The sequence below is a fragment of the Porphyromonas gulae DSM 15663 genome (genome assembly GCF_000378065.1).
Lineage (GTDB): Bacteria > Bacteroidota > Bacteroidia > Bacteroidales > Porphyromonadaceae > Porphyromonas > Porphyromonas gulae.
Map to the genome: position 1 here is coordinate 34724 of NZ_KB899151.1, position 17708 is coordinate 52431.

The window sequence follows — 17708 nt, forward strand, 5'->3', positions numbered from 1 at the left end:
TATTCATACTTTTGCCCGTGAAGGAGTGAGCGCACTCGGCTCTCTCGGGAAAAACAGAGATTATACCATCGATATGCTCAACGATATTCAGAGAAGTGAAGCGAAGAAAGCCGCCGAAGTCATGCGCAAAGGCGGCATCATCCTTTACCCGACAGATACCATTTGGGGAATAGGCTGCGATGCCACGAACGAGGAGGCCGTCCGGCGGATTTACCGGCTCAAAGAAAGAGCGGACAGCAAGAGCATGCTCGTCCTCATCGATTCGGAAGCCAAGCTCCAAGGCCTTATGGACGAAGTGCCCGAGTTGGCCTGGGATCTGATCGAGCTGACGACCAAACCGCTGACCATCATCTATCCTCAGGCCAAAGGCGTGGCTCCGGCTCTCATCGCTTCGGACGGATCGCTGGGCATTCGCCTGACGCGCGAAGCCTTCTCTGCCGAGCTATGCAGGCTGATGCGCGTCCCCGTCGTGTCCACATCGGCCAATATCAGCGGCCGGCCCTCGGCACGGACTTTCGGCGAGATCGCTCCGGCCATCCTTGACGGTGTGGACTATATAGTGGAGTGCCGGCGCGAAGAGCCGGCCGGTCAGGCCTCTTCGATCATTCGACTCGGCACAAGGGGAGAAGTGGAGGTGATCCGCCAATGACACGGGTGCAGCTACACCGCCTGCGCTATCTGCTGGCAGATGTCTTCGGTATCGTAGCTTCCTATCTGAGCTACAATACGCTGCGTTACCTCACCGAAGGGCAAGGGCACATATACTCCACCCTGTCCGAATACCTCTTCAACGCCAAGAGCCTGTGGGTGGGGATCCTCTATCTGCTTTTCTGGCTCTCCCTCTTCGCCCTCTCAGGGTACTACAACAAACCCGTAGCCAAAAGCCGAATATCCGAGCTGCTGACGACCGTGTCGTCGGTACTGGTCGGATCCGTCATCGTCTTCCTGCTGCTCGTGGTGGACGACATCGTACACGACACGGCTCTCTATCTGCGGCTCTTCTTTATGATGGTGGCGACCGTGTTGCCGTGGGTGTATTTCCCCCGTCTGTGGGTGACGACCTGGGGCATCAAAGAGCGGAAGCGGACAAAGGGCTATCATCGGGTGCTGCTCATCGGGAGCGGTACGATAGCCGAAGAGACGGCTTCGTGGCTACAGTCCGTAAGCGACATGGCCACCACGCGGCTCCACTTCGCTCCTCCGACGACGAGAGAGGGATTCGAGCAGTCGCTCAAGTCCTTCGCCTCGCTTGTCTCAGAAGCAGTACAGGAGAGCAAGCCCCATCAGATCATCCTCGCCGTGGACTGCCCCGATGCCAGCTTCATCAGCCTGCTCCTGTACCGGCTCTATCCCTTCCATATGCCGGTATGCGTGCCGATGCGCAGCATGCTTTTCGCCGGAGCCAAAGTGAATGTACAGGGGATGAAAGGAGAGCCGATGGTGGACATGACGGCCACCAATATGAGCGAATGCGCCAAGAGCATCAAGTGGTTTTCCGACCGGCTGTTCTCCCTTCTGATGCTGATTCTGCTGATTCCGGTCTATGCCGTGATCGCCGTTCTGGTCAAGCGTTCGTCGAGAGGCCCCGTCTTCTTCGGGCAGGAGCGTATCGGACTTCACGGCCGGCCGTTTACGATCTATAAGTTCCGCACCATGTACCTCGATGCCGAGAAGGACGGCCCGAGCCTCAGCTTCGATGGCGATTCGCGGGTCACGCCCATCGGGCGCATCTTGCGCAAATACCGGATGGACGAATTGCCTCAGTTCTGGAATGTGCTTCGGGGCGATATGAGCTTCGTGGGGCCGCGCCCCGAACGGGCTTTCTACATCCGGCAGCTCGTGGAGCGTGCGCCCTACTACTACCTGCTGCACAATGTCCGTCCGGGCATCACCTCTTGGGGCATGGTACGCTACGGCTATGCTTCTACCCTCGACGAGATGCTGGAACGCCTGCAATACGATTTTCTGTACTACGAGAATATGAGCCTGAGGCTGGATCTCGAAGTACTGCTATATACCTGCCAAACGATTATTAAAGGATTGGGAAAATGAAGGAAAAGGAAACGAGTCGCTACGGGTGGTTCTTGCGCTTCCTCCTTTGGCGCGAAAGGCACATCAACGAGAGGCTTTTTCTCATCATCTTGAGCCTCATCATCGGTATCCTCTCGGCTTTTGCCGCCGTTCTGCTCAAGAATACGATACACATCATCCAGCACTTCGCATTCGATCGCATTCGCGAGACGAGCTATCTCTATCTCATTTTCCCCGTCGTGGGTATTCTGATCACGTGGCTGTTCGTGCGCTACGTGGTTCGGGACGACATCGGCCACGGGGTGACGAAGATCCTCTTTGCGATCTCCCAGCGCAAGAGCCGCATCAAGCCGCACAATATGTGGAGCTCGCTCGCAGCCAGTTCCATTACGATCGGCTTCGGCGGATCGGTCGGAGCCGAATCGCCTATCGTGCTGACGGGGGCTGCCATCGGCTCCAACCTCGGCCGGCTCTTCCGCATGGAGCAGAAGACGCTGATGCTCCTCGTGGGGTGTGGTGCCGCAGGTGCCATTTCGGGGATCTTCAAGGCTCCGATCACGGGGTTGGTATTCGTCATCGAAGTGCTCCTGCTGGATCTGACCATGTCGTCCGTGCTGCCGCTGCTGATCAGCTCGGTCAGTGCCGCCGCCGTATCCTATATTATCACGGGGCAGGGAGCCATGTTCAGCTTTACGCTCAACGATCCTTTTTCGATGGATCGCATCCCCTATGCTCTGCTGCTGGGTGTATTCTGCGGACTGGTATCCTTCTACTTCTCCAAGATCATGTTCGTCTTCGAGAGCAAACTCAAGAGCTTCCCGCACTATCGCCAACGCTACCTCATATCGGCCTTTATCCTCTGCGGTCTGATCTTCCTTTTCCCTCCGCTATACGGTGAGGGCTACGATACGATCAATGCCCTGCTCGGCGGACAGTACAGCTCTCTGATGGATGGCAGCCTGTTCGAACCGTACTCCAATTCCTATTGGGTACTGTTCGTCTTCCTCGGATTCATCATCATCACGAAGGTGTTCGCCTCTGTGGCCACCAATTCGGGCGGAGGCTGCGGCGGACTCTTCGCGCCCAGTCTGTTCATGGGAGCACTGAGCGGATTCATCTTCGCCTATGCGCTGAACTTCTTCCCCTTCATCGACGTCTATCTGCCACAGAAAAACTTTGCTCTCCTCGGCATGGCCGGCGTGATGGCTGCCGTCATGCACGCACCGCTGACGGGTATCTTCCTGATCGCCGAGCTGACCGGCGGATACAATCTTTTCCTACCGCTCATGCTCGTGAGCACGAGTTCGTACGCCACCATCCGCCTCTTCATGCCGCACAGTATCTATTCGCTCCGTTTGGCACAGAAAGGGGAGTTGCTGACGCATCAGAAAGACAAGGCCGTGCTGACGCTTATGACGCTGGATGCGGTGATAGAAAAGGACTTCGAACCGGTGAGACCCGATATGACGCTGGGGGATGTGGTACACGTCTTCGGTATCAGCCATCGCAATGTCTTCCCCGTCCTCGACGAGAACAACCTGCTGATGGGACTGGTACTGCTGGACAATATCCGCAATATCATGTTCCGGCCGGAGCTGTATGAGAGATTCAAGGTCAGCCGTTTCATGGTTTCCCCTCCGGCCAAAATAGTCAATACGATGTCCATGGAGACCATCATGCGGATCTTCGACGACACCAAAGCATGGAACCTGCCCGTCATTGACGAGCAGGGATGCTACCTCGGATTCGTATCCAAATCCAAGATCTTCAATTCTTACAGGGAGGTATTGGTGGAGACGTTCTCCGGCGATTGAGCTTCCGCCACTTTGGGCTTCTCCGGGTGTTTGGGTGCGGAGTCGTGTATCGTAAGCTGCGGGAACGGGAATGGGATGCCGTCTCGGTTAAATTCGCGGTAGATCCGTTCGTTCATATCCCAGTAGACATTCCACAGGTCGTCCGTGGCGCACCACGCACGCGCCATCACTTTCACCGAACTGTCTGCCAATTCCTTCACCACGACCGTGGGGAGGGGATCTTTGATAATCCGCGGTTCCTCGTCGATCAGACGCAGCAGCAGTGCTTTCACCCGATCGAAGTCCTCGTTGTATTCGATCCCGATGATCCATTCGTTCCGACGCACCGCCATGCGGCTGTAGTTGATGATCACATTGCTGCTGAGTAAACCGTTGGGGATGAAGATGTACTTGTTCTCGAACGTCATCACCGTGGTGTGGAAAAGCGTCACGGCATCCACCACTCCCTCTACATTGTTGGAGACGATGTAGTCGCCCACTTTGAACGGTTTGGTCAGCAGCACGATCAGACCGCCGGCCAGATTCTGGAGCTGACCGCTCAGACCCATCCCGACAGCCACACCCACCGAAGCCAGCAAGGCTGCGAGCGAGACCGGTTGGAAACCCAATGTGGAGATAATGATGACGATCAGCAGCACAAAGCCCCCGATATTGGCAAAGGAGCGCAGGAAGGTGCGCGCTGCCGGCTCGAACGAACGTCGAACCATGATCCGATCGAGCCACTTGATCAGGACGTTCAGCAGCAGCTTGCCCAGATAGAAAGCCACAATGGCAATAACCACCTTAATGCCGAAAGTCAGTGCCTTGCCGCCCCACTGCGTGAGCAGCTCCGTCCACTGCGAAGGCTTGATCTCTTTGAGTTGCTTGATCGCTTCGGGCGAAACGACTTCTGCTATTTTATTCACTTTAGTTGTATCAACGGGAAGATTTTGCAGTGGGAAAAAGATTTTCAGACCCATACGATTCGTTACTTTTATGTCGTTAATAGAGGCGGAAAGGCCGGCCGATACGCTGTTGGCCGGCATGCTATCCGCACTGTCACGGACAAAAATATAGAAATTATGACGGATAGATTCCTGCGCATCCTTCGGCTTTCGGCCCTTTGCCTGCTCTTTTCGGCCCTTCTGCCGCCACTCTTCGGACAGCCAACCACCACCCGACAGGACAGCCTGCCGGCAGACTACACACGGCTCATCGACCGCTCCTTCGAAGCCCTCGGACAGGGCAACCTCGAGCTGGCCGAGCAAGCTCTCCGTCAGGCCATCAAAGCCTATCCCGACTTGCCCTCCGGCTATGCCCTGATGAACAACCTCGGTGCCATCCAGCAGAGACAGGGCAAGCTGGAAGAAGCTCTGCTCACCTACAGCGCAGCCCTGCAAAAACTCCCCGACGACAAGCTCCTGCGCACGAACAGAGCCATGCTCCTGACCGAAATGGGACGGACGGACGAAGCTATCTTCGACTACAACGAACTGCTCAGGGCAGAGCCGGACAACGAGATCTTCCACTACGGCAGAGCCATGCTCTACCTGGCCAAAGGAATGTACGGCGATGCCGAGTCGGATCTGGAGGAAATCCTGCGCGTCAATGACTCCTCGCTCAAAGCCCGTCTCGGCATCGCCCTGGTGGCAACGATGAAAGGCGAATACGACAAAGCCGAACGGCTCTACAACTACGTGATAGACAAACTCCCGAAAAATGCCGCAGCCTACGAAGGGCGCGCTCGCCTCTTCCTGAACAAAGGAATGAAAGGCTACGCCCTGCGCGACATCAACAAAGCCTTCGAATACGCCACACCGCCTGCCGCCTCCCTCTTCGTGCTGCGAGGCGAGATCAACGCCGCCATAGGCGACAAGAAAGCGGCGGCCGAGGATTATGCCGCAGCCGAGAGTCGCGGCTATAGCAAGGAGAGCCTCGACGTCCTACGCGCAGCCCTCCGCAAACAGTAAAAGAAAAGGCCGGAAAGACAAGAAGCCCGCGCTGCTCTTCAGGGTGGATTCTGCCTGTACACTTTGTCTGCTGATGACACAGGTGAAAAGCATTACATTTGTAATCATCAAAGGATGAAAAGCAACTTAATTGCAAAAAATCTTTTTAGCGGGCTTATTATCATGGATAAATCGCAACTAAGTAAACTCAGAAAAAGGTTTTCCCTGTATCTGCTTGTGGGAATAGCCTTATACCTTTTCAAGGTAATCAATTTCGATTCTTATTGGGGAATATCTTTTTTCGTTTTATGGTCGATAGGCCTTTTAGCGGCCGTGATCAGTGCCATTAAATCCCCCAAAAGCTAATTGCATCGTCATAGGTGATCGATCATCGGGGGTGTGTCGAAATAATCTTTCGGCACACCCTCTTTGTCATTGAATCCGGCTATGAGGACAACAAAATAAAGAGGGAGAGACAAAATTTCCTTTTTGTTTCTCCCTCACTTAATAATGCAGTTTGCCTTCTGCTATCTCTTCTCGAACTTGGCCGAGTAGCTGCCGATGCGCAGCACATAGACGCCCATGGGCAGTGAGGCAATGTCGATGCACAGTTTCTCGCTATCCACCGTCCGAGCCGATACCCGACGACCACGCATATTTCTTTTGATTCATGCGCTGCAAAGGTAGCAGCAATAAGAAGAAAAGCGAATAAATTCAGGATAAACGAATTGAAGCCGAACAGGAGGAATAAACAACGGCCGAACCTTCGGATTTCTTTGCTTTCCCGATATAGGAAGTATCCGTACCTTCGTGTTCGGCTGTGGCGACAGTCCATGCAGAGAATTAAGAAACGATTGTAGGCTGTTTCTTGCTCCCTGCACGATGCAGGAAGCCGTTGTCAGCTGACAATCACTCCGTGCACGATGCAGGAAGCTGTCGTCACGTGACAATCACGTCCTGCACGATGCAGGAAACGATTGTCAGCCGACAATCGTTTCGCGCACGGCTGTTTTGACCTTTCGTCGCCTGACAATGCTTATATAAAAGCTGTTTCAGGGGGCAGTGTCACTTGACACTGCTACCAATAACAGATTAATAATCAATCAAATACAACAAAAAAAGAAACACAAATGACTGTAGAAAATTTGCGTCTGCAGCGGCTCCAAAATTTGGAGCACTACCGTTTTGCCAAGAATGTGCTGACGCTCTGTCGCACGGCAAATATCGCTAAACTGAATCCCAAACTGCCCGAGCTGGAAAAGGCTATCGAAATGGAGGATTTGGCTCTGAATCCGCCCGTCGCGAACGAGCTGACGCCTCAGGTCATAGCCCTCGACGAGGAACGCGACAGAGCCTATCAGGCGCTGATGTCGCGCGTGCGTTCGTATGCTTTCGACGAGGACAGCCAGCTGCGCAACGCGGCAGCCAGAATCGAAGACGTGGCCGCTCGCTACGGCAATGTCATTCGGATGAATTATGACAAGGAGACGGCCGCGATAGAGAATTTCCTCACCGATCTCAAGGGCGAGAACATTCGCCCCTTCGTAACGAAACTCGGCGTGACGGCACTCGTTGACAGACTGGAGAAGGCCAATAAGGCCTTCGCCGACTTCTTCCTCCGCCGTCTGAGCACCGACCAACGAGGCAAATATGACGTGAAGGCACTCCGTGCCGAGACCGACCGCACATTGGCAGCCGTGGTGCGCCGCATGGACTCCATCGACGACATGGAGCCGAGTCCGGAGATCCGTGCCCTCATCGACCTCTACAACCGACTCGTGGCCAATCGCCGCGCCCTCTTGGCTCGCCGTGCCACCTACGGAGAAGCAGCCCTGGAGAAGCGTCGTGCCGAGATCGCCGAGATGCTCCGCCCCCTGCTCGCCCGGATCGTGGAGGAGAAGAAGACGGCCGTCTTTGCCGGTCGCACCCTCGGCACGGGCAAGAACCGCCACTATCTCATCACATTCGTAGCCGAGAACGGCGACGAGGAGGATCGCTGGTACCGCATCGACGGGGAGCGTCTCGTCCACGTGCCCGAAGACGAACTCCCCAAGCCGAAGAAAAAGAAGAAACCCGCAAGCAGCACGGACACCCCATCCGAGCCTCCCGTCCTGCCGAATCCATCGCAAGAGGGAGGCAGCAGTAGCGGCGGTGGCGAACAAGGCTCTACCGGCGGCGGACTCTGACCGAAAGCCGGATGCTTGCTTCTTCCGACTACAAGAAGCGGGGCAATATAGCCGAACAGCATAAAAAGGAAGTCGCCCGGCTCTGAGGGAGTCCGGGCGACTTTCGTATTTGACCGAACAGGCTATGTCCGGCCAAGAGGAGATTCTTATTTAACGGCTACCTTTTCTACATACGTTCTGCCGTCCACGGAAATGCGGATTACATAGACTCCTGTCTGTGCCATGTATTCCACCACATCGGATCCGGTCACGACGGAGCGTCCGTTCATATCGTAAATGCGAACTTCACCCCTGCAAGTTACTGCGATTCGATGGCCATCTACGGTCAAAGCATACGGCCTTGTCGTTACCGTTTCGGGTAAGGACGTAATGGTCAGTGTCGCTTCCTCCACCGGCGATTCGCCCTCCGGATAAACGACTTTTACCCCGTATGTGTAGGTCCCCGGAAGCAGATTCACGTCCCGATAAGTGGTTTGAGTCACTCCGGAAGCTATCTGAACATTGTTGCGATAGATCGAATAGGTATAAGCCGGGCCGGGGCTACTACCCGAAATCTCGATATCGTCGAAGACAATAAAGTTTTGGTTCGTACAGTCATAATGACGGAATGCCACATATTTTGTTCCGGCAGGTAAATCCACAGTCCGTTCGATCCACTCCGTCTGTCCGGAATATTCGTCTCTTTTTATGTCCGCAATTTTGGATCCGGTGGATGTTTCTTCGAATACGAGCGTGAAGTCGGAAGGATTCGCTCCCGTTGATGAAACCATTACGGCATAATGCTCTGCGGGATAATTGGCATTTACGGCAAAGTAGTACTTTACCTTTGTCGCCCCTTCCACTTTCGGACTGATCAGATAATTGTCAGGGGTAAATGCCGTTCCCAACCATGAGAACGACCCTATCACCGCTTCTCCGTTATGCGGATTGACCCATGCCGTTGCCGGCTCGGTAGGCAAGAGAACACCCCAATTCTTACCGTCTCCATCGGCATCGACAGCAATCCAGCCGGCAGGAATACCTTCATATTCCACTGATTCGAAACCCTCTTTCAACAGGACCGTTTCGTCCTTTCCGGCAGGAGCAGCCCATTGGAGAACGGCATCCATCCCATCCTGCGTAGCCGTCAGGTTCTGGACAGGATGAAACGGAGTACCGTCGGTGACGGTTAATGTTACATAGTCACCGGTCGTACTGAAAGAGGTTCCATTTTGAAATGCGACAAGGAAATGATAAATCTTTCCCGCTTCGAACCTGAAATCGTCCCCGTAAGTATCGTCCGTCTGCCCGAAAATACCGGGAATAACGATGCACAGACCGGGCGACGGATTCACCACTACATAATCATATATCCCCGCCGGCAGGTCGATACTGGCCACTCCGTCTACGACCTGATACTCGGGTGTACAGGAGGGATCGGCTGCTGCCGGTACTTTGAATTCGAAAGGATCATACAAAGTGGCAGGGATGTTGCAGTCTTCGGTCAAACACTGCCCCAGTGGTGTGGGAGGGGGAATTTCATTACCATAAGCTGTGTGATCGGCGTCTATCAGCATTTGATAGCCTGAGCCGTCTCCCCACACATCATGAGCCTCCAGGATAATACGGGCCATACCGCCCGGAATAGGCTCATCACGGAATTTGCTAAGATCGGATGGTTCTGTCTTTTGCTGTTTCAGCATCAGAGTCTTTGCCCGCGCAGGAGAAACCTCTTTTCTCATTTTTTGCGCCATTGCTGTTTGCCCTAATCCCCAAAGAGAGAATAGAAGAGCAAAAGCAAATAAGGAGTTCTGCTTTTTCATACCGTCTAATTGTTAAAGGGTTAATTAAATCAAACATGCCTATCCATGGCATTTGTGATAAAGAAACAATAAAAAAATGAATTGGAAGGTAAAAAAGTCTGTGCTCCTAACGACTAATCCGGGTTCATCCGATAAAATAGGCAGGTCAATATTGCCAAGCAGTATAAAAAAACTACCCCGTAGAGGTAAGAATACCTCAGTGCAGCCTTCTATATATTATGTATAGAGAACATACTATCGGTAGCGTACGGTCATGAGCAGGTGTGTACGCGCCTGTCCGCGGATCAGCTCGCCGGCGGATCCGATCGTGTCGGTATCGCGCCGAAGGAGGTGATCGATGCGGCTTTCGACCTCCACATGCGGCAGGGGGGCAATACGCACAAACAAGCCCAAGCGGACTCCTCTGCCGTAGAAAAAAGCTGACGAATAGTGGTGACGCGGATTGTGTACAGCCTCATAGAGCCTGTCGGCAAAGGAATCCGTATCGAATGCCACGGCATCCATGCTGCATACGCGGAGCAATTTCCCTCCGCTATAATCGGCACGCAAAGCAAGGCTCTTACCTCCCGTCGGAGCCTGCCACACTTGCTGCTGCCCATCGAAGCTATTGCTCCGACTCCATTGCAACGAAGCCATCAGCCGCCACCGCTCATCGAACGCGTATCGCCCTCTCAGCCTGACGGCAAGGCTGCGCCGATAGCGTTTGTCCGTGGTGCCTCGGATCCGGCAACTCCACGAAAGGGCGGACAGGCTCTTCTCTCCTTCAAGGATCCAGTGGAAGGCTTCCGTTTTCTCTTTTCGACCGAAGCGTGGGACGAAACTGCCATAGTAGTCCGCAAAGGCTCTGACCGTCCAGTCCGAAGGCAGCTCCCAAGCGGCTCTCCCCATCACACCCCATTCATTGCCCGGGCGATTGTAACGGGCAAAAGCTCCCCGGTAATACGACCAATAGTCGGCAGGGATATACCGGCCGACGAGCATATAGCTGCCGCCGACGGGGTGCGTATAGCGAACTCCATTGATCGTCCCCACAGCACCGTTGGCGGCACCGGCAAATTCGCCGAATAGCTCGGTTCCGCCCTGACCGAAGAGATAGGAATAGTCGGCTGAGACAAGGGAGAAACGCTCCAGATCGGTCAGAGAGGCGATGCCCTTGGTGCCGACCGCTCGCAACAGGCGCAATCCGCCCCAATGCAGATGCAGGAGATTGAAAGTCAGACGGAGTCGATCGTCCGTATAGCTGACGGAAGTGCCTGCGGTGGTCATCGTGGCAGCGTTTCGCCGCGCGATCTCGGCATCCGTACGATGCAGTCCGGTGTGGTAAATGGCTTTGATGGCGCCGTCTTCGGTGACGGTGGCGTCTACCCCCTTACGCGAATAAAATGCCGTCAGTGCCCATCGTCCTTGTGCAAGAGCGGTAGCAGCCCCGCGCATGAAGTTGTCCTCGGCGTAGGTAAACGCGCGTCGCAGCGTGGTTCCGCCACGAGGATAGGCGTAGGCCATTCCCATGAAAGAGGCCTGATTGACCAGCAGGCCGTATCCCATCCCTATTCGATAGTCCCCGAGTGCCACGGCTCGCACGGCACCTTTTCCTTCCATGAAGAAATGGGCGGAATAGCTGTCGAAGCCCTTTCGCCGCTTGTCGAAAGCCGGCTCTCCCGGGTCTTTGGACGCAGTAAGGCCTATGGAGAAACGATTGCCCATAGCGTAGCTCCAGCGCAAACCGCCACCCCACGGATCTCCCCGATACGGATGCCGGCTATCCGGACGGTAGCCCTCCTGCCGCTGGAGGATGGCATCGGTATGCACCGACACATCGTGACGGGCATAAGACAGGATCTCGCGAAAAGAGCCGGCTGCCGACTCGCTCCGCTTCTGCACCGTCAGCATCGGCCACAAGAGCAGACAGGTGCGTCTGTCCCAGCCGGCAATCTCATTCAGCACCCAAATGCTGTCGAACCCCTCGGGATGAGCATGTCGGTAGAGCAGGAAACGGCGGATCTGAAACTCATCGAGAAAGGGGAATTGCTCCAAGTCCTCCCGGGTAAGGGTATTGATATCCAGCGGATGCTGCTTCTGCACCATCCACCGTTCCAGAAATTCGGCTCCCTCGTCCTCCCCGATTGCACCTGATTCTATCTGCTCTGCTATGTATTCATCCCATTCGGGCACCACCGTCTGCCCACCGAGAGGCAAGGAGAGGAGGATAGCGCAAACGACCGTCAGTAGAGGCTTCATACCTTCCGGTAAATCCTACGCTGCTTCTGCTACCACATCAATGCAAGGCCGCCGCGCACGATGTCGGATGTCCCGGTATCGATAAAGACGGCGAAATTGTCTCTCAATGAGCAACTCAGTCCGACCCTAAGGCTAACGTTAAATCCGCCCTTTAGTTCTCTCGATGATGAACCGTTGTTTTCCGGGAAAAAGCTCGCCCCTACTGCACCTCTTGCATAGAGTTCGATATTCGGGTTGAGCCGCTTGTGCACGCCTGCTCCGGCTAAAAATCGAAACCGATTCTGCGCAGAATCATCAGAAAAAGGCAGGGATCTTTTGTCTGATACAGATCTGAATGCCGCCCAATCCAATTCCGCATAGATGGATAGCAGAAGCCCTTCTGCGAGTTGTTTTACGCCTCGTTCGTAGCCGACGGCAAAAGAAGCCGAAGCCCCTTCTACGTTATAATTATCCAGAGAGGGCAATCCGATTCCTGCCGGATAGCCGATGGCAACGTACACCATCTCCTTTTGGGGCGAGAAGATGAAATCCTTCGTCTCGGATTGCTCGGGTGCAGACTGTGCCTCGGCCCGAAGAGCCAAAACGGCAGTAAGAAATAAGAAAACAAGGGTTCGTTTCATAAGATCATTTGTGTGATTTTTCATTCAAAACGGGACAAAAATACGGAGAAACAGGCACTTTTTCCGCCAAATCCCTCGGCCAATCGGGCGACTCCCCCCTCTTTCCTTTTTTCGCCGGAGGTTTCATGCTTATACTGCTCCGATCGATAACTTTTTTGGGGCGAATCCTTTCTGAGAAAAAGAAAGCCTGAATTGATATAGTCTGTATCTATGAAACCATAAAAACATTCGATGATTTTTTCTTTGCCATGAAAAAAGCTGCACATATTTTTGCAGCCGGAATAAACCCAACGGTATCAAATCACTCTTTCATAAAACGCTCCCCAACGGATACCACTGTTGACAGGTAAGTGAGAGCATTCAAATAACAATATAATTTCCTCAGACCGTATATTCTTGGATATATAGGGCGGCAATTCTCTACAATTGCCGCCCATGATATTTTTGTACGAGCCTGTTCCTCCCGAAAACGACCGAATTTCCCTTTTCGGACAACCTCCCATTCCAAAGTTCACAGACCGGAAATGCTGCGATCGCGGCGCATCCTGAAAAATTGGCACTCGGAGCAGTCAAAGAAAAACAGTAATGATGTTGAAGCATTTGACCGATTCCGAGCGTTTTTCACATTGTGGAAGAATACTTCGGCAGCACCCGGAGCAAGCATGCCGGCGAAAAGAAGTACAGCATCGCCGGGAAGAAAATTTCCGTTCCGGCCGGAAAAAGTTTTTTCTACAGTCAGGAAAAATCAGAAAGCCGTCCGGCAATTTTTTGTTTCAAGGCTTCGGATATATGAATGAAGGTTTTATATACATATCCGAAGCTTTTGTTTTTATATCCGATGGCTTCGGATAGAGATTTTCCGGCCGGATTATTTATTTTTGTCGGCTGTCGGGGAGATTTTTCCCGACCTGAAAGAAAACAATCGACCGACGTCGAGTAAACCGATATAGCTGTACAGAAGAAATGGCCAAGTTTGTGATGCGAGAAATGCCTGATATGCAAGGCACGGGCAAGCGGACGATGTACCCGAAAATGATCAGCCGCGGCACGATGGGGCCGGACGAGATAGCCGAACTGATTTCTTCCCAATCGACATTCTCCCCGGGCGAAGTCAAGGGGTTGGTCGCGGCTTTGGCTCGGACGATAGCCTACGGCGTGGCTTCGGGATATACGGTGAAGATTGAGGAGATCGGTTCTTTCTCCGCTTCGCTCGCCCTGCGCAAAGGGGTGGAATCTGAGGAGGCCGAAGGCGGTACGCGCCGCAATGCAGCCAGCGTGACGATAGGAGGGGTCAATTTCCGGCCCGACAAGGCGTTGATTCGCGAAGCCCGCACGCGCGCTCATCTGGAGCGAACGACGGTACGCCGCTCCCGTCGGCCGGATTTGACCCGCGAAGAGCGGTTGGCTCTGGCCCTGCGTCATATCGACGGCAATAGCCTGCTCCGGGTGGCCGATTATTGTAGCCTCACGGGGTTGGGGCGTACAGCTGCCGCGGAAGAATTGCGTGCTTTCGATCGCGAGGGGCGGATCGGCTCCACGGGGCACGGCACGCATAAGGTATATATCAGAAACAAAGCTGAAGATTGACCGGACGGGTGGCACTGTGAGCGACCGCTACGGGCGTTTTGCGTTCTTAAGAATTGCGCTATTTTTGTGTGTACAAAGTAAGATGTATCGGATAGGCGAACCTTGCTCCTGCTCTATTGAGAGTCCGAGTCGTTGCCGGGAGACGAAAAAGGTGTACGCCGATTTTTTTGTGCAGTCTAACCTCATAATATAGATTTAATGGGTATTATCTTTACCGCCATTGTCGTATTTCTTTTCGTCCTTGCTGTATTCGATTTGATCGTGGGTGTCAGCAACGATGCGGTCAACTTCCTCAATTCTGCCATTGGAGCCAAGGCTGCTCCGTTCAAGATTATCATCGGTGTGGCAGCGTTGGGGATTTTTTGTGGCGCGGCCATGAACAACGGTATGATGGAGATCGCCCGACACGGGATCTTCAGGCCGGAACATTACACTTTCAGCGAATTGATGGTCGTATTCCTGTCGGTGGTGATCACCGACGTCGTCCTTATGGATATGTTCAATTCGCTCGGCATGCCTACCTCTACGACCGTCTCGCTCATTTTCGAGCTCTTAGGCGGTTCTTTTTTTATGGCCATGACCAAGGTGGGCGGTACGGTCGGCTTTCAGGATCTTCTCAATACGGAGAAAGCACTTTCCGTCATACTGGGTATCTTCCTTTCGGTGGGTATCGCTTTCTTCTTCGGGATGGTCGTTCAGTATCTGAGTCGATTGCTCTTTACCTTTAATTATAGGAGAAATCTCCGATGGTTGGCCGGCCTTTTCGGTGGGGTAGCGGTTACATCCATTATTTACTTCATGCTCATCAAGGGACTGAAGGGTGTGTCCTTTATGTCCGAGGAGTCCACCGCTTGGGTGGCTGCCAATACGGGACGGCTGGTACTGTACTGTCTGGCTGTCTCCATCGTGCTGATGCAGGTGCTCTACTGGCTGCGGGTCAATGTCTTCAAGGTGATCGTTCTCTTGGGTACCTTCGCTTTGGCTATGGCTTTTGCCGGCAATGACTTGGTGAACTTCATCGGTGTGCCGCTGGCCGGCTATTCCTCTTATCTGGACTTCAATGCCAACGGAAACGGGCAGTACGATACTTATCTGATGGGGGCTTTGAACGAACCGGCTTCTACTCCGGTATATTTCCTCGTGGCTGCCGGTATCGTAATGGTTTATGCGCTGATTACATCGAAGAAGGCTCACAACGTGATCAAGACTTCGGTGGATCTGGCGCGTCAGGAGGAGGGCGAGGAGATGTTCGGCTCCTCCGGTTTGGCTCGGAGTATCGTGCGTTTCAGTACCACGACAGCCAATGCCGTGTCCCGTATAATTCCTCGTCCCGTAGGCCGGTGGATAGACAGCCGCTTCAATCAGGACGAACTGATCATGGCCAAGGGCGCGGCTTTCGATTTGGTGCGCGCTTCGGTCAATCTGGTTCTTGCCGGTCTGCTCATTGCCTTCGGTACTTCGCTCAGGCTTCCCCTCTCCACCACCTATGTGGCATTTATGGTGGCGATGGGTAGTTCTTTGGCGGACAGGGCATGGAGCCGGGAGAGCGCGGTATTCCGTATCACGGGGGTATTCAGTGTGATAGGCGGTTGGTTTATCGCTGCCGGTGCAGCCTTTATCCTCTGTTTCCTCGTTACGATGGTGAATCATTTCGGAGGCTATCCGGCGATGGCGGGGATGATCACTCTGGCGATATTCCTGCTTGTCCGTAGTCATATTCGTTTCGATAAGAAGAAAAAGAGCGAAACGAAGGATACCGTCTTTATCGACATGATGGCTTCGCACGACAAAGAAGAGATTTGGCAGCTGCTGGCCAAGCATATTCGTCAGAAGCAGTTGGCTTTGCTCGACTTTGCCGAGAACAACTATATGCAGATGACCGATGGCTTCATCAACGAAGACCTGAAGAAGCTCCGCCGCTCGATCAACGACCAGAACGCAGAACGGCAGATGCTCAAGGTGAACCGCCGAAAAGAAACCCTCGGCATCCGTCGGATCGAAGAGGCCAAGTCCGTGGTCAAGAATACATGGTTCCATCTCGGCTGTAATAGTTGTGAGCAAATCGTATTTTGCCTCAAGCGTATTGCCGAGCCATGCAAGGAGCATGTGGACAACAACTTCAATCCGCTGCCCAAGGTCTGTGTGTCCGAATTTCTTGCTGCACGCGAAAAGCTCATACTCTATATTAAAGAGGCCAAGCTGATCGTATCCAACGAAACGGATGAAATCTTGGATCCGATGACTTATCGCGGCAAGGACATCAAGAAAGAGCTTAAGCAGCTTCGCAAGACGCAGCTTAGCCGTATTCAGCAGGGGGCGAGCAGTCTGAAGATTTCCCTCGTCTATCTCAATCTCTTGCAGGAATCGCAGCAGTTGGTGAACATATTGGACGATCTGATCCACGCCACGGAGAAGCTGTTCGACCCCGTAGCCCAGATCGGAACGGACGAGGAATTCTTCAATTGACGGCAGTCCTCACCGTTTTTTTCTCCTGCACATTCTATCTCGAAATCGCTTGTCGAATACATTTATAAGATGTAATAACGGCGATTTCGGGATAAATAATTCGTAAAAGCTTGTGGGAGAGAAAAAAAATACCTTACTTTGCAACCCGATTATGACCGCTTTATGATGCTACAAGCAGTCCTAAACGAACTGGAACGATAAATAACTAATAACGAAATAGCAATGTCAAAGATTTGTCAGATTACCGGCAAAAAGGCAATGGTTGGCAACAACGTTTCTCACTCCAAGAGAAGGACAAAACGAGTATTCGATGTCAACTTGTTCAGAAAGAAGTTCTATTGGGTAGAACAGGATTGCTGGGTTGTTTTGAGGATATCGGCTGCCGGGCTGCGCCTCATCAACAAAATCGGTCTCGACGCTGCCATCAAGCGCGCAGCCGAGAAGGGCTTCTTAAACGCATAATCAAGGGAGATATTCTGTCATGGCAAAGAAAGTAAAAGGCAATCGGGTGCAGGTTATCCTTGAATGCACCGAGCATAAGGAAAGTGGTATGCCGGGTATTTCTCGTTACATCACCACCAAGAATAGAAAAAATACGACTCAGCGTCTGGAACTCAAGAAGTACAACCCCATCCTGAGACGTATGACCCTTCATAAGGAAATCAAATAATAAAGAGGAGATCAGACAATGGCAAAAAAATCGGTTGCAACATTTAAGAAAGGTGATGGCCGTACCTACTCCAAGGTAATCAAGATGGTCAAGTCTCCTAAGACGGGTGCCTATATCTTCCAGGAAGAGATGGTCCCGAACGAAGCTGTAAAAGACTTCTTTAAGTAAGGATTTTCCTTTTGAATAACATAGAGTGCGATAAGCATTCTCTCTGTGAAGCCCCTCATGATTTGTAGGGGCTTTATTTTTGTCTTTATCCATACAGCAAATAGAGTATTTATCTCTTTCTGGTACGGCCGGAATATCGACTAAGTGGCCTTGAACGCAAGAGGCTTGATATAACGGGAAAAAGTTATTTTTGTCCTC

15 protein-coding genes are annotated in these 17708 nt (G+C 52.9%); 10 read left to right on the forward strand and 5 right to left on the reverse strand.

Features of this window, described 5'->3' with window-relative positions; translation table 11 throughout:
• The first annotated feature begins 73 nt into the window (after window positions 1–73).
• The 3 genes from F452_RS0102455 to F452_RS0102465 are packed head-to-tail and all read left to right on the forward strand — an operon-like array spanning window position 74 to window position 3845.
• Entirely contained in the window at window positions 74–649 is a 576-nt protein-coding gene (locus F452_RS0102455; RefSeq protein ID WP_026292127.1) for an L-threonylcarbamoyladenylate synthase, read from the forward strand.
• A complete protein-coding gene (locus F452_RS0102460; protein ID WP_018964679.1) occupies window positions 646–2052 on the forward strand; it encodes a sugar transferase in 1407 nt (468 codons plus the stop codon). The genes F452_RS0102455 and F452_RS0102460 overlap by 4 nt, the downstream gene beginning before the upstream one ends.
• On the forward strand, window positions 2049–3845 hold the full coding sequence (locus tag F452_RS0102465) for a chloride channel protein (RefSeq protein WP_018964680.1): 1797 nt from the start codon (window positions 2049–2051) through the stop codon (window positions 3843–3845). The genes F452_RS0102460 and F452_RS0102465 overlap by 4 nt, the downstream gene beginning before the upstream one ends.
• Here the strand turns inward: F452_RS0102465 and F452_RS0102470 are convergent.
• Window positions 3806–4804: a mechanosensitive ion channel family protein gene (locus F452_RS0102470; RefSeq protein ID WP_230587199.1), complete on the reverse strand. Its 999-nt coding sequence runs from the start codon at window positions 4802–4804 to the stop codon at window positions 3806–3808. The two genes, F452_RS0102465 and F452_RS0102470, sit on opposite strands and share 40 nt — an antisense overlap.
• 102 nt (window positions 4805–4906) lie before the next feature.
• On the opposite strand from F452_RS0102470, the gene F452_RS0102475 reads away from it, so the two are divergent.
• A complete protein-coding gene (locus tag F452_RS0102475) occupies window positions 4907–5794 on the forward strand; it encodes a tetratricopeptide repeat protein (RefSeq protein WP_018964682.1) in 888 nt (295 codons plus the stop codon).
• A 506-nt stretch (window positions 5795–6300) separates the two neighbouring features.
• Here the strand turns inward: F452_RS0102475 and F452_RS11870 are convergent.
• Complete coding sequence (locus tag F452_RS11870) at window positions 6301–6429, reverse strand: T9SS type A sorting domain-containing protein (protein WP_018964684.1); 129 nt, start codon at window positions 6427–6429, stop codon at window positions 6301–6303.
• A 474-nt stretch (window positions 6430–6903) separates the two neighbouring features.
• Between F452_RS11870 and F452_RS0102490 the strand changes: the two genes are divergently transcribed.
• Window positions 6904–7959, forward strand: coding sequence for a DUF6261 family protein (locus F452_RS0102490; RefSeq protein ID WP_018964685.1), 1056 nt, complete (start codon window positions 6904–6906; stop codon window positions 7957–7959).
• A gap of 146 nt (window positions 7960–8105) precedes the next feature.
• Here F452_RS0102490 and F452_RS0102495 read toward each other — a convergent pair whose 3' ends face one another.
• From F452_RS0102495 to F452_RS0102510, 3 genes are all read right to left on the reverse strand, one after another.
• A complete protein-coding gene (locus F452_RS0102495; RefSeq protein ID WP_080637672.1) occupies window positions 8106–9761 on the reverse strand; it encodes a DUF2436 domain-containing protein in 1656 nt (551 codons plus the stop codon).
• A gap of 234 nt (window positions 9762–9995) precedes the next feature.
• On the reverse strand, window positions 9996–11999 hold the full coding sequence (locus F452_RS0102505) for a hypothetical protein (RefSeq protein WP_018964688.1): 2004 nt from the start codon (window positions 11997–11999) through the stop codon (window positions 9996–9998).
• Between the two features lie 29 nt (window positions 12000–12028).
• On the reverse strand, window positions 12029–12619 hold the full coding sequence (locus F452_RS0102510; RefSeq protein ID WP_026292128.1) for a hypothetical protein: 591 nt from the start codon (window positions 12617–12619) through the stop codon (window positions 12029–12031).
• A gap of 963 nt (window positions 12620–13582) precedes the next feature.
• On the opposite strand from F452_RS0102510, the gene F452_RS0102530 reads away from it, so the two are divergent.
• From F452_RS0102530 to F452_RS11310, 5 genes are all read left to right on the forward strand, one after another.
• A complete protein-coding gene (locus F452_RS0102530; RefSeq protein WP_018964693.1) occupies window positions 13583–14206 on the forward strand; it encodes an HU family DNA-binding protein in 624 nt (207 codons plus the stop codon).
• Between the two features lie 198 nt (window positions 14207–14404).
• Complete coding sequence (locus F452_RS0102535) at window positions 14405–16672, forward strand: inorganic phosphate transporter (protein WP_018964694.1); 2268 nt, start codon at window positions 14405–14407, stop codon at window positions 16670–16672.
• A 222-nt stretch (window positions 16673–16894) separates the two neighbouring features.
• A complete protein-coding gene (rpmB, locus tag F452_RS0102540) occupies window positions 16895–17134 on the forward strand; it encodes a 50S ribosomal protein L28 (RefSeq protein ID WP_004583624.1) in 240 nt (79 codons plus the stop codon).
• A gap of 19 nt (window positions 17135–17153) precedes the next feature.
• Window positions 17154–17342 (forward strand): 50S ribosomal protein L33, encoded by a 189-nt coding sequence (rpmG, locus tag F452_RS0102545; protein WP_004583623.1) that lies wholly within the window; start codon window positions 17154–17156, stop codon window positions 17340–17342.
• A gap of 18 nt (window positions 17343–17360) precedes the next feature.
• Window positions 17361–17510, forward strand: a complete 150-nt coding sequence (locus F452_RS11310; RefSeq protein ID WP_018964696.1) for a DUF4295 domain-containing protein — start codon at window positions 17361–17363, stop codon at window positions 17508–17510.
• Window positions 17511–17708 lie beyond the last annotated feature (198 nt).

What these genes read in the sequence shown, in the direction of transcription:
- F452_RS0102455 (WP_026292127.1), top strand. Translation starts at nt 74, where the DNA reads ATGCTCAACGATATTCAGAGAAGTGAAGCGAAGAAAGCCGCCGAAGTC.
- F452_RS0102460 (WP_018964679.1), top strand. Translation starts at nt 646, where the DNA reads ATGACACGGGTGCAGCTACACCGCCTGCGCTATCTGCTGGCAGATGTC.
- F452_RS0102465 (WP_018964680.1), top strand. Translation starts at nt 2,049, where the DNA reads ATGAAGGAAAAGGAAACGAGTCGCTACGGGTGGTTCTTGCGCTTCCTC.
- F452_RS0102470 (WP_230587199.1), bottom strand. Translation starts at nt 4,804, where the DNA reads ATGGGTCTGAAAATCTTTTTCCCACTGCAAAATCTTCCCGTTGATACA.
- F452_RS0102475 (WP_018964682.1), top strand. Translation starts at nt 4,907, where the DNA reads ATGACGGATAGATTCCTGCGCATCCTTCGGCTTTCGGCCCTTTGCCTG.
- F452_RS11870 (WP_018964684.1), bottom strand. Translation starts at nt 6,429, where the DNA reads ATGCGTGGTCGTCGGGTATCGGCTCGGACGGTGGATAGCGAGAAACTG.
- F452_RS0102490 (WP_018964685.1), top strand. Translation starts at nt 6,904, where the DNA reads ATGACTGTAGAAAATTTGCGTCTGCAGCGGCTCCAAAATTTGGAGCAC.
- F452_RS0102495 (WP_080637672.1), bottom strand. Translation starts at nt 9,761, where the DNA reads ATGAAAAAGCAGAACTCCTTATTTGCTTTTGCTCTTCTATTCTCTCTT.
- F452_RS0102505 (WP_018964688.1), bottom strand. Translation starts at nt 11,999, where the DNA reads ATGAAGCCTCTACTGACGGTCGTTTGCGCTATCCTCCTCTCCTTGCCT.
- F452_RS0102510 (WP_026292128.1), bottom strand. Translation starts at nt 12,619, where the DNA reads ATGAAACGAACCCTTGTTTTCTTATTTCTTACTGCCGTTTTGGCTCTT.
- F452_RS0102530 (WP_018964693.1), top strand. Translation starts at nt 13,583, where the DNA reads ATGGCCAAGTTTGTGATGCGAGAAATGCCTGATATGCAAGGCACGGGC.
- F452_RS0102535 (WP_018964694.1), top strand. Translation starts at nt 14,405, where the DNA reads ATGGGTATTATCTTTACCGCCATTGTCGTATTTCTTTTCGTCCTTGCT.
- rpmB (WP_004583624.1), top strand. Translation starts at nt 16,895, where the DNA reads ATGTCAAAGATTTGTCAGATTACCGGCAAAAAGGCAATGGTTGGCAAC.
- rpmG (WP_004583623.1), top strand. Translation starts at nt 17,154, where the DNA reads ATGGCAAAGAAAGTAAAAGGCAATCGGGTGCAGGTTATCCTTGAATGC.
- F452_RS11310 (WP_018964696.1), top strand. Translation starts at nt 17,361, where the DNA reads ATGGCAAAAAAATCGGTTGCAACATTTAAGAAAGGTGATGGCCGTACC.